Genomic DNA, 13,900 nt, shown 5'->3' on the forward strand with positions numbered 1-13,900 from the left:
TTGGTTCTCCGGCGGGCGCCAGGGCGCCCTCCTCCGAAATCAGGACTTCGCGGCCTCGGCCACGCGTTCCGGTTGTTGTTGCTTCGTATCGAGCTTGGCGTCCATCGTCACGGTCTGCGGCACCACCAGCGCACCCGGGCGGATGTGCTGCAGGCCGTTCACCACCACACGGTCGCCGGCCTTCAGGCCCTTGCTCACCACGCGCAGGCCGTTGATGGGCGCGCCCAGCGTCACCTCGCGGTACATGGCCTTGTTGTCGTCACCCACGACCATCACGAACTTCTTGTTCTGGTCGGTGCCGATGGCACGCTCGCTCACCAGCAGCGCGGTGTCGTTGCGGGCCTGGCCCATGCGGATGCGGGCGAACTGGCCGGGAATGAGCGCGCCGTCCTTGTTGTCGAACGAAGCGCGCACACGCACGGTGCCGCTGCGGGCGTCGACCTGGTTGTCGATCAGCTGCAGCTTGCCGGTGAAGGGCGTGCCTTCGAGGCCGGCGGTGCCCATCTGCACGGGGATCGTGTCGATCTGGCCGCGGGCGCCGGCGTTGGCCGGCAGGTCCTTCAGCGCGCGGGTGATCACCTGCTCGTCGGCATCGAAGCTCGCGTAGATCGGGCTCACCGACACCAGCGTGGTCAGCACGGGCGCGCCGGGGCCGGCGGCCACCAGGTTGCCGACGGTCACTTCGAGCTTGCCAATGCGGCCCGACACCGGTGCGCGCACCTGGGTGTAGCCCAGGCTCAGGCGTGCGGTCTGCAGCGAGGCTTGCGCGGCGCGCAGGTTGGCTTCGGCTTCACGGCCGGCGTTCACGCGCTCGTCGAGTTCACGCTGCGCGATGGCCTGTTCGTCCCACAGGCGCTTGGCGCGCTCCTGCTCGCTGCGGCTGAAGGCCTGGCGGGCCTGCGCCGAGGCGACCTGCGCCTCGGCACGCTCCACCTCGGCGGCGTACGGCGCCGGGTCGATGGTGATGAGCAGGTCGCCCTGCTTCACCAGCGCACCTTCGCGGAAGTGCACCGCCTGCACGGCGCCTGCCACGCGGGAGCGCACGTCGACGCGCTGCACGGCTTCGAGCCGGCCCGAGAACTCGTCCCAGGCGTTGATCTCGCTCGACGCCACGGTGGCGACCGACACCGGCGTGCCCTGTTGCGCAGCGACCGGGGCGGTGGCCTCGGCCTTGAAGCTGTACATGCCCACCACCGCGGCGGCCACGGCCAGCACCGCGGTGAGGCCGGTGACGGCAGGCCACAGGCTCTTGCGAGCAGCGGAAGACAGCGATTGTTCGTTCTTGTTCGACATGATGGTTCGTCCTTCTCGATGACTTTTTCGGGATGCAACAGGCCATCCCGGCGCCGGCGGCGTCAGGAGGCGGAATTCGGAGAACAGAAAGCCCTGCCACCCGCCTCGGTGGAGGCGGCGGCTTGGTTCAGGGGGCGGAGCGGACCCTCGCGGGCCTAGCTGGGCTCAGGGACCGCCGGGGGCGGTGTGGTGGCGCTGAAGAACTCGCGGAAGTGCTGCTGCACGCTGGCTTCGCAGGACGCACAGCCCACGGCCTCGGTGTCGTACAGCGCCTTGGGCCAGTTGTCGGCGCCGGTCAGCACGCTGCTCGTGACCTCGATGCCGGCCGAGCGCAGGCGGCCCGCGAAGGTCATGGCCTCGTCGCGCATCGCGTCGTCGGGCCCCACCAGCACCAGCGCCGGTGCGAGCGAGGCCAGCCGCAGCGATCCGCTCGGCACCGCATAGGGGTGCGTGGCGTTCGAGGGACAACTCAGGTACTTGGCCCAGCCCGTGGCCCAGCGGCATTCGGCCGCGTCGTTGGTCGCATTGCGCAGCGAGGCGGTGCCGGCGCACGGGTCGAGCATGGGCGACAGCAGGATCTGGCCTGCCAGCGGCGGATGGGCGCGGTCGCGGGCCACCAGGGCCACGCTGGCCGCCAGGTTGCCGCCGGCCTCTTCGCCGGCCAGGTACACCTGGGCGCCCTTGCCGCCAAGCTTCACGCGCTGCTTGTAGAGCCATTCGAGCGCCGCATAACCTACCTCGACCGGCTCCGGGAACGGGGCCGCCGGGGCCAGCGGGTAGTCCAGCGAGACCACCACCGCGCCCGCGCCGGCCAGCAGCCGGGCCACATTGCGGCCGTTGTCGAGGTTGCCGCAGATGAAGGTGCCGCCATGGAAGTGCAGCACCAGCGGCACGGTCTCGCCCCGTGGACGCAGTCCGTAGACACGGGCAGCCACGGGCTCGCGGCCGGGCAGCTCGATCGACAGATCGGACTCCACGCCTTGCGCCGCGGCAAGCGCAGCAGCTTCAGCGGACCGGGACGATGGACGGGGTGACATGGGCGACCTCAGGGGGATGGGCGATGGTTGAAATATAAGGCGCTACAAGCACGTTGAAACAGGAAACACAGCCCTACTCTGTTTCCAAACGGAGAACAATCGGGCACTCCGTAGGGGCGCATTCCTTGTGTGAGAATCCGCCTCCTTCCGGCATATGCCGGTCTCCCTGAACAGGCATTCGATGGATCAAATCCAGGCAATGCGGATCTTTGTCCGCGTCGTGGAAGCCGGCACCTTCACCCGTGCCGCCGACTCTCTGGCCCTGCCCAAGGGCACCGTCACCAAGCAGATCCAGGCGCTGGAATCGCGCCTGCGCGTGAAGCTGCTCAACCGCACGACCCGGCGCGTCACCGTCACGCCCGACGGCGCCGCCTACTTCGAGCGCGCCGCGCGGCTGCTGAACGACTTCGACGACATGGAAGCCAGCATGACGAACGCGCAGGCCAACCCTACGGGGCGGCTGCGCATCGACGTGGGCACCTCGGTGGCGCAGCAGATCATCCTGCCCAACCTGGCCAGCTTCTGCGACCGCTACCCCGACATCCAGGTCGACCTGGGCGTGAGCGACCGCACCGTCGACCTGATCAGCGACAACGTCGACTGCGTGATCCGCGCCGGCGAACTCAACGACCAGTCGCTGGTGGCGCGCCGCATCGGCACCCTGCACTTCGTCACCGTGGCCTCGCCGGCCTACATCAAGCGCTATGGTGCGCCGCAGCATCCGAACGACATCGAGAAGCGCCACCACGTCGTGAGCTACTTCTCGGGCACCACCCGGCGCGTGTACCCGCACGAGTTCAAGAAGGGCGACGAGTACATCGAGCTCAACGGCCCCTACCGCGTGTCGGTGAACGAGAGCAACGCCCACATGACGGCCGTGCTCGCAGGCTTCGGCCTGTCGCAGTGCATCACCTTCACCGCCGAGCCACTGCTGGAAAGCGGCGAACTCGTCGAGGTGCTGGCCGACTGGCAGCGCGACCCGCTGCCGATCCACGTGGTGTACCCGCCGAACCGGCACCTGAGCGCAAAGGTGCGGGCGTTTGTGGACTGGGCGGCGGATCTGTTCGCGAAGAATCCGCGGTTGCAGCGGCGCTGAGGGGCGCGTTTCCCGTCTTTTCAGGGCCGGATCAGCGCTGCCAGCGCACGCGCCGGCGGCGATTCTTCCCGCTCCAGGTGCTCGACCAGGCTGCGCCGGTCGGCCTCGGTGCGCTGCTGCGAAAGGAAGCGCTTGCCGGTCAGCGCGAGGATGTCGATCTCGAACCCGACCAGCCGCTGTAGCGCGTCATCGACGAACTCGGGCGATGCATCGGCGAGCGACCAGGGCTCGTCGCGCCCCGCTTCCTGCGACCGCGTCAGTGCTTCGAGATGCGAGCGCAGCCAGGCGCGGTCCTCAATGAACCGCAACCGCCCGGTCGCCTGCACCGCGATGTAGTTCCAGCTCGGCGCCAAGCGCCCGCTGCGCTGGCCGTTGACGTACCAGTGCGGGGAGATGAACGCGTTCGGGCTCTGGAATACGACGGTGACGTCGCAGCCGCCTCGCGCCTCGCTGGTCCACAGCGCATGGCTGCGGGCCACGTGACCTGCCAGCACACCGTGCGTGCCGCGATCGATCACCTCCAGAGGCAGCAGGTTGGCATCGACCGCCCCGCCCGCGACCGTGAAGAGCGTGGCCAGCGGGTAGGCACGCATGAGCCGGTGAAGCTCGTCGCGCGCCTCGATGGCGAAGAGGGGCTGGATGTGCACGGGGGAGGCCTTTCGGGGGATCGATGCTCACCAAGTATTGCGCTCCGTCCCCTCCATCACAGTCACATGGAGGTCACCCCGGCGTCAGTAGACCGGCTCGCACCTCACCTCGGTCTTTACCGAATTCGCAATGAAGCACTCCTCATGCGCCCGATGGTGCATGTGCGCGATCTGCTCCCGCGTAGGCAGGTTCGCACCCGAAAAGCTCACCTGCGGACGCAGCGTGACGACAGTCATCGCCATCTTTCCCTCGGCGTTCTTCTCCATCACCCCCGTGGCCGCGTCGACATAGCGGTCGACCACGAACTTGCGCTTCACCGCCATGGTGAGGAACCACAGCATGTGGCAGCTGGACAGCGAGGCCACGAACATCTCTTCCGGATCGACCGCCGATGCGTCGGAGAACGGCAGCGGCACCACGTGCGGCGACGAAGAGCCCGGCACCTCGGCACCACCGTCGAAGCGCAGCACGTGGTGGCGGCTGTAGGTGTTGGCCAGGAAGTCCTGGTCGCCCCGCTCCCAGACGATCTCGGCGGTGTACTCGGACATGGGTCGTGCTCCTCGATGGATGGAATGAATGATCGAATGTCAGACGCTCATCAGCTTCACGATCAGCGGCACCAGCAGCGCGGTCGCGATGCCGTTGAGCCCCATCGCCAGCGCCGAGAACGCGCCCGCGGTTTCGTTCACCTGGATGGCGCGCGCCGTGCCGATGCCGTGCGCCGCCATGCCGACGGCAAAGCCGCGCACGGCGGGTTCCTTGATGCGCAGCAGGTTCAGCAAGCCCGTGGCCATGATCGCGCCCGAGATGCCGGCGATGGCCGCGGCCACGGCCGCCAGCGACGGCAGGCCGCCGATCTTCTCGGCCACGCCCATCGCGATCGGCATGGTGGCCGACTTGGGCGCGAGCGACATCAGGAGCTCGTGCGAACCGCCGAGCACCCAGCCGATGCCGATGGCCGACACGATGGCGGCCACCGAGCCCACCAGCAGCGCCACGCCGATCGGCAGCCACAGGCGCCGCAGCCGGCCGACCTGGCTGTACAGCGGCACAGCCAGCGCCACGGTGGCCGGGCCGATCAGGAAGTGGACGAACTTGGCGCCTTCGAAATAGGTGTCGTAGGGCGTGCGCGTGAGCAGCAGCACACCCACGATGACGATCACCGACACCAGCACCGGGTTGACCATCGGGTTGCGCCCGCTGCGCGCGTGCAGCCACAGCGCGCCCAGGTAGGCCAGCAGCGTGAGCGACAGCCACAGCAGCGGCGACTGGGCCAGGAAGACCCAGATCTCAGACAGTTTGGCGGGCGCGTTCATTCGGCGTCCTTGCCCGTGATGCGGATCATCCAGCGCAGCGTGAGCGCGGTCACCGCCATGGTGAAGGCGCCGCCCACGACGCCGGCCGCCAGGAACGGCAGCCACTCGCGCCCCACGCGCTCGAAATGCAGCATGACGCCGGTCACCGCCGGGATGAACAGCAGCATCAGGTTGCGCAGCAGGTGGCCCGAGGTGTCGGTCAGTTCCTGCGGCACGCCGCCGCGCGCCAGCAGGCCGACGAACAGCAGCAGCATGCCGATCAGCGGACCGGGAATCGGCAGCGACAGCCACTGCACGAGCAGTTCGCCGGCAAGCTGGCACATGAAGAGCGTGGTGATGGCGTAGAGCATGGGCCTGTTCGTTTTCCTTTTCTTGAGACGGCCCTATTGTGGTGCGAGGTGCATTCAGCCGCTGTGTCGTGCGGCGCCGGCCCTCGCCCACGCGGCCTTCAAGGCCTGCTGGCTGGCCGGCGGCAGCACGCCCAGGCGCAGGTGCCCCGGCAGGCCGAAGGAGGCGCAGTCGCGCAGCTTGATGCCCTCGGCGCGCAGCGCGGCGGCGCGGGGCGGGTATGGCACGTCGGGCTGCGCACCGAAGAAGTTGGCGTCGCCGGACAGCACCTGCCAGCCCAGCGATTCGCACACGGCGCGCTGCCGCGCCTTCCAGTCGCGCAGGATGTCGAGGCTGCGCGCCAGCCAGCCCTGCGCTTCGTCGCTGGTCCAGGTCGTGAGCAGCGCCACGCCGTGCGTGCCCAACGGCCACGACGGGGCAAGACGTTCGAGTCGTTCCAGCAGCGGACCTGCCTCGTCGGCGTTCGCGGGCGCAATGGCGTAGGCGGCGCGGATGCCCGTGAGGCCCATCGCCTTGTTCGGCGTCCACAACTGCCAGAGGCGATCGCGCTGCGCGGCGTCGTGCGAGGGCTGGCCTTCGAGGCGCAGCGGCTCGTAGGCCATGTCGAGCACGCAAACGGCATCGCTCGCGGCATGTTCGGCAATGTCGGGCTGCGGCTGGCCGAACGGGCTCGACGGTTCGCAGCACCAGCGCAGCGCGGCGCCGTCGGCCTCCTCGGGTGCGCGCCGCACGCCGAGGCCCCAGGCCAAGGCCGAACGTTCGTAGTCGCCGTAGCTGTGCGCGGGCAGCCAGACCTCTTCGCCGCCTGCTTGCGCCACGGCGGCGCTGATGCGGTGGATGAATTCGCTCGCGCTCGCCGCGATCGCGATGCGCTCCACGGCCACGCCGTGGAAATCGGCGAGCGCAGCGCGCAGCGCGGTGTAGCGCGGATCGGGATAGTGCGCCGCGTCGGCCTCGCGCAGCGCAGCCAGCACCGCGGGACACGAGCCGACCGCGTTGCCGTTGGTCGAGAAGTCGTGCGGCGCGGCCCCGGTCTCGTCGGGGCCGCCGTGCACCATGGCTGGGTTCGTCATGCCCACCTCGCCAGCAGCGGCGACAGCATCGCCAGCGAGGCGATCACCGCCAGCCCCCACGCCGCCCGTTCACCGAGCTGCGCGGTGCGCGCGGTGTCGGCCGACGTGGCGGCGCGCCCTTCCCCGTTCAGCGCATACACACCCGGCTTCGCAAGCCGCACCCCCAGCAGCAGCGCCATCGCCCCCATCGGCCAGCCGCTGTTGGGCGACGGCGTGCGGCGCGCCTCGCGGGCCACGCCACGCGGCCAGCGGCCGGCCGCTAGGGCCAGCAGCAGCACGGTGAGGCGCGCGGGCAGCCACGAGAGCACGTCGTCGGCGCGCGCGGCCCACTTGCCGAACCAGGTCCAGTCGCGCCCGCCGCGTTCGCCGCGGTAGCCCCACATGGCATCGGCGGTGTTGGCGAAACGGTAGAGCGCCGCGCCCGGCAGGCCGAACAGCACGAACCAGAACACGGGCGCCACCAGCGAATCGTTGAGGTTCTCGGCCAGCGACTCGATGGCGCTCTCGCGCACTTCGCGCTCGCTCAGCACCGAGACGTCGCGGCTCACGAGGCGCGCGAGCCGTGCGCGGCCCGCCTCGAGCGATTCGCCCAGCGCGGCCTCGACCGCCAGCACCTCGTCGCGCAGCATGCGCCACGCAAAGAGCGGCTTGAACGCGAGCCCGAGCACCACGGCCATGGCCCAGACCGGCAGCCATTGCATCGCCAGGCTCTGTACCGCCGACGCGACGGCGAACGCGGCCATCGCGCCCACGCACCAGCTGAGCGCCCCCATCGCGAAGCCGGGCAGGTCGCGCGGCTTCGCGTCGGCCGCGCGCGGTGCGAGGCGGCTGCCCATCCAGTCCAGGTAGCGGCCCATCCACACGACCGGATGCAGCGCGGCGGGCGGCTCGCCCAGCCAGCGGTCGATGACCAGCGCCAGCCACAGGGCGGCGACCAGCGCGAGGGCGAAGACGGTGAAGGGATCGAGCGCGGGCATGGCAGGCATTCTCGTGAATCAGGCGGCGGGCACGACCCGGCCGCGCCGCCACTGCACCAGCGCGCCGACGGCCAACAGCAAGGCAGCGCCGCATACGGCGAGCAGCCGCGGCAGCACGGCAGACGGCGGCGGGGGCGATGGGGTGTCGGCGACGGGCTTCAGCTGCAAGCCGGCCACCGGTTGCGCGAGGTCCGCTGCGGCGGGCGATGCGGGTGCGGGCTGGGTCGCTTCGACGGGCGCGACGGCGGGTACGGCGACGACCGGTGCAGGAGCAGTGACAGGCGACGGCGCCAACGCAGCCTGCGCAAACCGCTGCACCGCCTCGTTGCGCTCCCGCAACCCCGTGGCGCGCAGCGCTTCCGTGTAGGCCTGCGCCAGCTCGCGCCGCGTCGCGGCATCGGGCTTCCAGTAGTTCAGCCGCACGGCATCGAGCATGCGCTCCAGCGTCTGTGCGAAGGCGGCACGGTTCTCGCGCTCCAGCCACTGCCGCGTGCCGAGCTTGTAGGTGTCGCGCACATAGACCTCGTGCAGCGACTGCCAGTGGTCCGCACGCACGGCCGCGGGCGCGGTCGCCTGCCAGCCCCAGAGGAACTGCGCGGTCTTGAGCACCTGCAGCGCGCCGCTGTAGCCCTCGGCCTTCTGCGCCTCGATCCATTGCGGGTGCAGGTAGCGCGTCTGCATCTCGCGCGCGATGGCGCCGGCGGCGGTGTCGGTGCGCACGGCCGCGCCATCGCGCAGGTTCTGCACGTACAGCGCCGGGTCCTTGCCCGTGAGGTGGCGCACGGCCAGCGCGATGCCGCCCAGGTACTGGAACGGATCGTCGTTGGTCAGCACGCCGTACAGGTTGGAGGTGCGCGCCATCAGCGCCGCATCGACCTGCGCGAGGTTGCCCGCGAAGGCGCCCGGGCGCGTCGCGCCGTCGAGGCCGCGCCCGTAGCCGTGGCCCATGCGGTCCATGTAGAGCCCGGCCATCTGCGCGTCGCCGCCGCCGCGCTGCTGGCCCTTCCAGAGTTCGGTGGCGAGCACCGCTTCCTCGAGCCCGGCGCCGTAGCTGCCCTGCTCGTTCGAGAACACGCGCGCGGTCGACCAGCGCCGCGCCTCGGCCGCCGTCGCGCCCCCGGCGCGCAGCGTGCGCGCCATCGCCTCGCTGTGCTGCGCGACGGCGTTGCCGGGCTCGTCGAGCGCGGCCACTTGCTGCACGGCCTCATCGAGCCAGCGCATCACGTGCGGGAACTGGTCGCGGTACGAACCGGTGACGCTGATCAGCACGTCCATTCGCGGCCGCTTCAGCACTGCGGCCGGCACGATCTCGATGCCGACCATGCGCCCGGCCTCGTCCCAGCGCGGCTTCACGCCGAGTGCGTGGAAGGCCTGGCTCTCGGTCACGCCCTGGTGGCGCGAGGCCTCGCCGGCCCAGGGCGTGAAGGCGATCTTCTGCGGCGCACGGCCGCCGTGGGTGCGGGCGTGCGCGGCGATCCAGTCGTCCATCGCGGCGACGCCGGTGTCCCAGGCGGCACGCGTGGGCACGCGGCTGGGGTCGAAGCCGTAGAGGTTGCGGCCGGTCGGCAGGCTGTCGGGGTCGCGCACCGGGTCGCCGCCGTAGCGCGATTTCAGGTAGCGGCCATCGAGTGCGGTGAGCAGGCCTTCGATTTCCTCGTTGTGGACCAGCACCGCGTCGAGCGCGCGGGCCCGTGCGGCGAGCGAACGCAGGGGTTCGGCGTCGGTGGCCGTGTCATTGCCCGCCAGCACGGCCTCCAGCCAGCGCGCCGGCTTCGACGCTGCGATGCCCTGCGCGTCGGTGAGGAACATCTCGTCCAGGTCTTCGCCCATCGCCTGTGCCACGGGCTTGCCGAGGATCTGCAGGATCGTCTGGCGCCGCCGCTGCGCATCGGGCGCCTCGCCGAAGGTGGCCAGGCCCAGCGGCTGCGCGGTCTGCGCGAGCTCGTCGAGGTACGGGTGCAGCACGGCGATGAAGCCGGCGAAATCGGCGCGGATGCGCGCGGGCGTCCATTGCAGGTCGCGGTCGTAGTGCTGCGCGACGAAGTCGGCGGTGAGGCGCCGTTCCAGCGCGGTCTTCACCGCGCCGAGCGACAGCGTTTCCCAGTCGTGCAGGCGCTCGTGCATGTCCCGCACGCCGGGGCGGAAGCCCGCGGGCGTGAACATGGGCGTCGAGTGGCTCACCATCGTCGCGCGGCCGCGGCGCTTGGCGGTGGTCGCCTCGCCGAGGTTGTCCATGATGTACGGGTAGACGTTGGGCACGTCGCCCAGCGCGAGCAGCGGATCGTCCTGCACCGAGAGCCCGCGCTCCTTGCCTGCCGACCACTCGACCGTGCCGTGCGTGCCCACGTGCACCAGCGCATCGGCGCCGAAGCGGCTGCGCAGCCAGAGGTAGGTCGCGAGGTAGCCGTGGCTCAGCGGCACGGCCGCGCGGTGGTACACCTGCTGCGCCTTGTCGGCCACCTGCGTGCCGGGCTCGAAGCGCGGCGGCTGGCGCAGCACGACCACCTGGCCGAACTGCACGCGCGGCACCACGAAGGCCGGTGCGCCGGCCACGGGCCGCAGCATCTTCGAGGCCTCGGGCGGGCCCCAGTAGGCCTCGATGCGGCGTTGCGTCTCGGCGGGAAGCGCGCGGAACCACGCGAGGTACTGCGACAACGGCAGCGTGTCGGCCAGGCCCAGGTCGAGCAGCGGCTGCAGCGCGTCGCCGCCTTGCGCGGTCGGGTAATAGGCCTTCATCGTGGCCTGCACCTGCGCGATCACCTTGTCCGCGCCCGGTGCCTCGGTGCGGTAGCCGGCCGCCTGCATCGCGGACAGCATCCGGTCGACGCTGCGCGGCACATTGAGGAACGACGCGCCGAAGTTGGCCTCGCCCGGCGGGTAGTTGTAGACCAGCATCGCCACGCGGCGCTCGGCGGTCGGCGTGCGCCGCAGGCGCAGCAGCGCGGCGGCCTTGTCGGCCACGGCGTCGATCTGCGCGGGCAGCGGCTGCAGGCTGCCGGTGGCGGCGTCGCGCGCCGTCGCGAGCATCGGGTCGGTCATGCCCGCGAGTTCGCTCGGGCTGTAGTAGGCCGCGATGTCGGTCTGCGCGAGGCCGTCCTTGCTGCGCGCCCATTGCGCCGCGTCCATGGCGAGCGAGGGCAGCGTCTGCAGCACGGGCACGCCGATGCGTTCGAGTTCGGCCTTGCGCTCGTTCGGGCTGAACACCAGCGCGGCGTTGACGAGGAGGTCGGCCACGCGGCGGTCGCCCTCGCCTTCGCCGGCGTGCGTCATGCGAAAGAACAGGTCCTTCTGCTGGCGCGGGCCGTAGAAGGCGTAGGCGCGCAGGCCACGCTGCGCGAGCGTGCCGATCAGGCCGTCGAGCCAGCCGGTGTCGTCGCTGGTGAGCGTGGCGCTGTTGACGGCGATGGCGACGGTACCTCGCCCGCCCGGCAATGCCTCGACGGCCGCAATGCTGCTTTCGACGCGCGGCCAGTCGGGGTGATAGAAGCCGGCGAGCGGCAGCGGCATAGGGTCGGGCAGCCCGGCGGCATCGCCGATCCGCACCATCGCTTGCACCGAGGCTTTCAGATTCGCCTCGCCTGGGAAGCGCCAGTAGGCGCGCAGCCGCTGCGCCCAGGCCGCATCGACGCCGCGCTCGGCTGCGAGCGGTGGCACCTCGGGCGGCTTCTGGCCCTTCGCCACGAGGGCGAATTCACCGATCTGCACATAGGGAACGGAGGTTCGCGCGATGACATCGCCGAAGCGCGCCGCCGCCGACTGGGCGACGCTGAGGTGCGGCGCATCGATGACCAGCAGGCGCGCGCCATCGAGTGCGGTAGCCAACGCCTCGGGCGTGTCCTGCGCAGCCGACACCACCTGCAGCGGTACGCCGGCCTCGCGCGCCGCCGCTTGCAGCCGCACCACGCGCGCAGGCGACACCAGCGCCGTGCTCAGCACCACGACACGCGACCCGGCCGCTACCGCAGGCTGCGCCATCAGGCACAGGAGCCCAAGCCAGAAGACGAAAAGCCGCGTCACTTCCCGCCCGACGCCGGCACCGCGTCCGCCGGCACGTAGATCATCGTGCCGTCCTTCAGGCGCCAGGCGGTGCCGGCCTTCTCGCCATCGCCCTGCCCCGTCGCGCCGCTGGCCTTGAAGCGCGTCACCTTGCGGCCTTCGCGCGTGATGATCTCCATGTCGGGCTGGCCCTCGTGGCGGATGACCGTCACCTTGTCCTGCGAGAACGGATTCACCGGGTTGTTGATGACCGCGATCATCAGCATGCCGATGACGACCATGAAGACGTCGATCAGGTTGATGGTCGAGAGCACCGGGTCGTCGTCGTCGCTGTCCAGGCTGCTCAGGATCGAGAACTGGCGCCGGCTCATGACAGCCGGTCCCGCGCGTCGAGCAGCATCACCAGCTCGCGCATGAGCCAGCGGCGGCGCACGGTGTAGACCACGAAGGTGATCGAGGCCGAGGCCAGCGCCACGATCACGGCCGCGAACGCAGGCGCCAGGCTCTGCGCCACGCCCTGCGATTCGCCCGAAGCCACGGCCACGAGCGCCGGGCCCATGGGGATCATGGTGGCGATCAGCCCCAGCATCGGCGCCACGCGGCTGCACAGGCGCACGCCTTCGAGCTGCTTGAGCACGATCAGCTCCATCTGTTCCTGGCTGGCCTGCGCGTGGCGTTGCAGCACCAGCGCGCGCGACGGGTCGCGGCGGCGCTGCCACCACTCGATGCCGAAGGCGCCGAGGCAGTACACCGCATAGACGAAGGACAGCAGCACGCCGAGCGTCACGGGCCAGAGGAACAGGCGCGCAAGCTCGAAGAGAACGGTGTCGAAGGCCAGCATCAGATGGGCTCCACGCAAGAAGATGAAGTGGAAGAAGGATCGAACAGGTCCGACGGCCGGCCCCAGCTTTCGTCGAACACCAGCGAGGCCAGCGGCGCGCGCCGGGCCCAGCGTTCGCGCTGCAGCATCGGCTCTTCGTAGAACGCATGCACCGGGCCCAGGCACAGCAAGGCGATCGGCTCGGCGCCGTCGGGCAGGCCGAGCAGCACGCCCAGCTCGGCGGGCTCGAACAGCGACACCCAGCCCATGCCCAGCCCCTCGGCGCGTGCGGCAAGCCAGAGGTTCTGGATCGCGCAGGAGGCCGAGGCCAGGTCCATCTGCGGCAAGGTACGGCGCCCGAACACATGCTGTTCGCGGCCGTCGGCCAGCGTCACCACCAGCAGCTCGGCCGCGTCGAGCACGCCCTGCACCTTGAGGCGCATGAATTCGTCTTCACGCTGGCCGAGCGCACGGGCGGTGAGCACGCGTTCGCGCTCGACCACCTCATGCAACTGCCGACGCAGCCCTTCGCCGCGCACGCGGATGAAGCGCCACGGCTGCATGAAGCCGACGCTGGGCGCATGGTGCGCTGCGTCGAGCAGGCGGCGCAACACCTCGGGCGCCACCTCGCCGCCCGCGAAATGGCGCATGTCGCGCCGCTCGTGGATGGCGCGGTACACCGCCTTCGCCTCGTCGGCTGCGAACGCATGCGCCACCATCGGGTTCAGTCCTCGATGCCGCGCTGCGCCGGGATGCCGGCCTTGAACGCGTGCTTGACCATCTGCATCTCGGTGACCGTGTCGGCCAGCTCGATGATCTCGGGCGGGCAACGGCGGCCGGTGAGAACGACGTGCACATGCTTCGGTCGCGCGCGCAGGGTCTCGAGCACGCCTTCGAGCGGCAGCCAGCCGTAGATCAACGGGTAGGTGATTTCGTCGAGCACCACAAGGAAGAAGTCGCCCGACAGGATGGCGGCCTTGGCCTTTTCCCAGCCGTCGCGCGCCAGCTGGCCCGAGCGCTCGAGGTCCTGGCTCTTCCAGCTGAAGCCGTCGCCCAGGCCTTCGATGGGAATGCCGATCTGTTCGAACATGCGGTGCTCGCCGAAGCGCGCCGAAGGCACCTTCATGAACTGGTAGATCTTCACGGCCTTGCCGCGGCCATGTGCGCGCAGGGCGAGGCCGAAGGCCGCCGTGCTCTTGCCCTTGCCGTCGCCGGTGTTGACGATGACGATGCCGCGGCGTTCGCCTTCGGGCTTTTCGTAGGGCTTTTCGCTGGGAGGGGTTTCTATTTGCATGA

At 70.4% G+C, this 13,900-nt stretch carries 14 protein-coding genes; 1 reads left to right on the forward strand and 13 read right to left on the reverse strand.

Annotation, left to right across the window (positions count from 1 at the left end; translation table 11 throughout):
• Positions 1–39 precede the first annotated feature (39 nt).
• Together AC07Q9_RS10720 and AC07Q9_RS10725 are read right to left on the reverse strand one after the other, a co-directional pair.
• Entirely contained in the window at positions 40–1,293 is a 1,254-nt protein-coding gene (locus AC07Q9_RS10720; RefSeq protein ID WP_489056936.1) for an efflux RND transporter periplasmic adaptor subunit, read from the reverse strand.
• Positions 1,294–1,448: 155 nt separating this feature from the next.
• A complete protein-coding gene (locus AC07Q9_RS10725) occupies positions 1,449–2,330 on the reverse strand; it encodes an alpha/beta hydrolase (RefSeq protein WP_307693759.1) in 882 nt (293 codons plus the stop codon).
• A gap of 181 nt (positions 2,331–2,511) precedes the next feature.
• Between AC07Q9_RS10725 and AC07Q9_RS10730 the strand changes: the two genes are divergently transcribed.
• Complete coding sequence (locus AC07Q9_RS10730) at positions 2,512–3,426, forward strand: LysR family transcriptional regulator (RefSeq protein WP_495263722.1); 915 nt, start codon at positions 2,512–2,514, stop codon at positions 3,424–3,426.
• 20 nt (positions 3,427–3,446) lie between these two features.
• On the opposite strand, the gene AC07Q9_RS10735 is transcribed toward AC07Q9_RS10730, so the two are convergent.
• From AC07Q9_RS10735 to cobO, 11 genes are all read right to left on the reverse strand, one after another.
• Positions 3,447–4,073, reverse strand: coding sequence for an FMN-binding negative transcriptional regulator (locus tag AC07Q9_RS10735; protein ID WP_495309293.1), 627 nt, complete (start codon positions 4,071–4,073; stop codon positions 3,447–3,449).
• Positions 4,074–4,157: 84 nt separating this feature from the next.
• A complete protein-coding gene (locus AC07Q9_RS10740) occupies positions 4,158–4,622 on the reverse strand; it encodes an OsmC family protein (protein WP_495309296.1) in 465 nt (154 codons plus the stop codon).
• A gap of 39 nt (positions 4,623–4,661) precedes the next feature.
• Positions 4,662–5,390 carry an LrgB family protein gene (locus AC07Q9_RS10745; protein ID WP_099796765.1) on the reverse strand — a complete coding sequence of 243 codons (729 nt, stop codon included), beginning with the start codon at positions 5,388–5,390 and terminating at the stop codon, positions 4,662–4,664.
• Positions 5,387–5,740, reverse strand: a complete 354-nt coding sequence (locus AC07Q9_RS10750) for a CidA/LrgA family protein (RefSeq protein ID WP_495309299.1) — start codon at positions 5,738–5,740, stop codon at positions 5,387–5,389. The genes AC07Q9_RS10745 and AC07Q9_RS10750 overlap by 4 nt, the downstream gene beginning before the upstream one ends.
• A gap of 54 nt (positions 5,741–5,794) precedes the next feature.
• Positions 5,795–6,811 carry an aminotransferase class I/II-fold pyridoxal phosphate-dependent enzyme gene (locus AC07Q9_RS10755; protein ID WP_495309301.1) on the reverse strand — a complete coding sequence of 339 codons (1,017 nt, stop codon included), beginning with the start codon at positions 6,809–6,811 and terminating at the stop codon, positions 5,795–5,797.
• Positions 6,808–7,788, reverse strand: coding sequence for an adenosylcobinamide-phosphate synthase CbiB (gene cbiB, locus AC07Q9_RS10760; protein WP_495309303.1), 981 nt, complete (start codon positions 7,786–7,788; stop codon positions 6,808–6,810). The genes AC07Q9_RS10755 and cbiB overlap by 4 nt, the downstream gene beginning before the upstream one ends.
• Before the next feature lie 18 nt (positions 7,789–7,806).
• Positions 7,807–11,805, reverse strand: a complete 3,999-nt coding sequence (cobN, locus tag AC07Q9_RS10765; protein WP_495309305.1) for a cobaltochelatase subunit CobN — start codon at positions 11,803–11,805, stop codon at positions 7,807–7,809.
• On the reverse strand, positions 11,802–12,155 hold the full coding sequence (locus AC07Q9_RS10770) for a DUF2149 domain-containing protein (protein ID WP_062479884.1): 354 nt from the start codon (positions 12,153–12,155) through the stop codon (positions 11,802–11,804). Before AC07Q9_RS10770 ends, cobN begins: the two co-directional genes overlap by 4 nt.
• Entirely contained in the window at positions 12,152–12,625 is a 474-nt protein-coding gene (locus AC07Q9_RS10775; protein ID WP_487847071.1) for a MotA/TolQ/ExbB proton channel family protein, read from the reverse strand. The genes AC07Q9_RS10770 and AC07Q9_RS10775 overlap by 4 nt, the downstream gene beginning before the upstream one ends.
• Entirely contained in the window at positions 12,625–13,323 is a 699-nt protein-coding gene (gene bluB, locus AC07Q9_RS10780) for a 5,6-dimethylbenzimidazole synthase (protein WP_495309306.1), read from the reverse strand. Before bluB ends, AC07Q9_RS10775 begins: the two co-directional genes overlap by 1 nt.
• 5 nt (positions 13,324–13,328) lie before the next feature.
• Positions 13,329–13,898, reverse strand: coding sequence for a cob(I)yrinic acid a,c-diamide adenosyltransferase (gene cobO / locus AC07Q9_RS10785; RefSeq protein ID WP_095745107.1), 570 nt, complete (start codon positions 13,896–13,898; stop codon positions 13,329–13,331).
• Positions 13,899–13,900: the final 2 nt, after the last annotated feature.

It is taken from the genome of Variovorax sp. GW821-FHT09A10 (genome assembly GCF_059418385.1).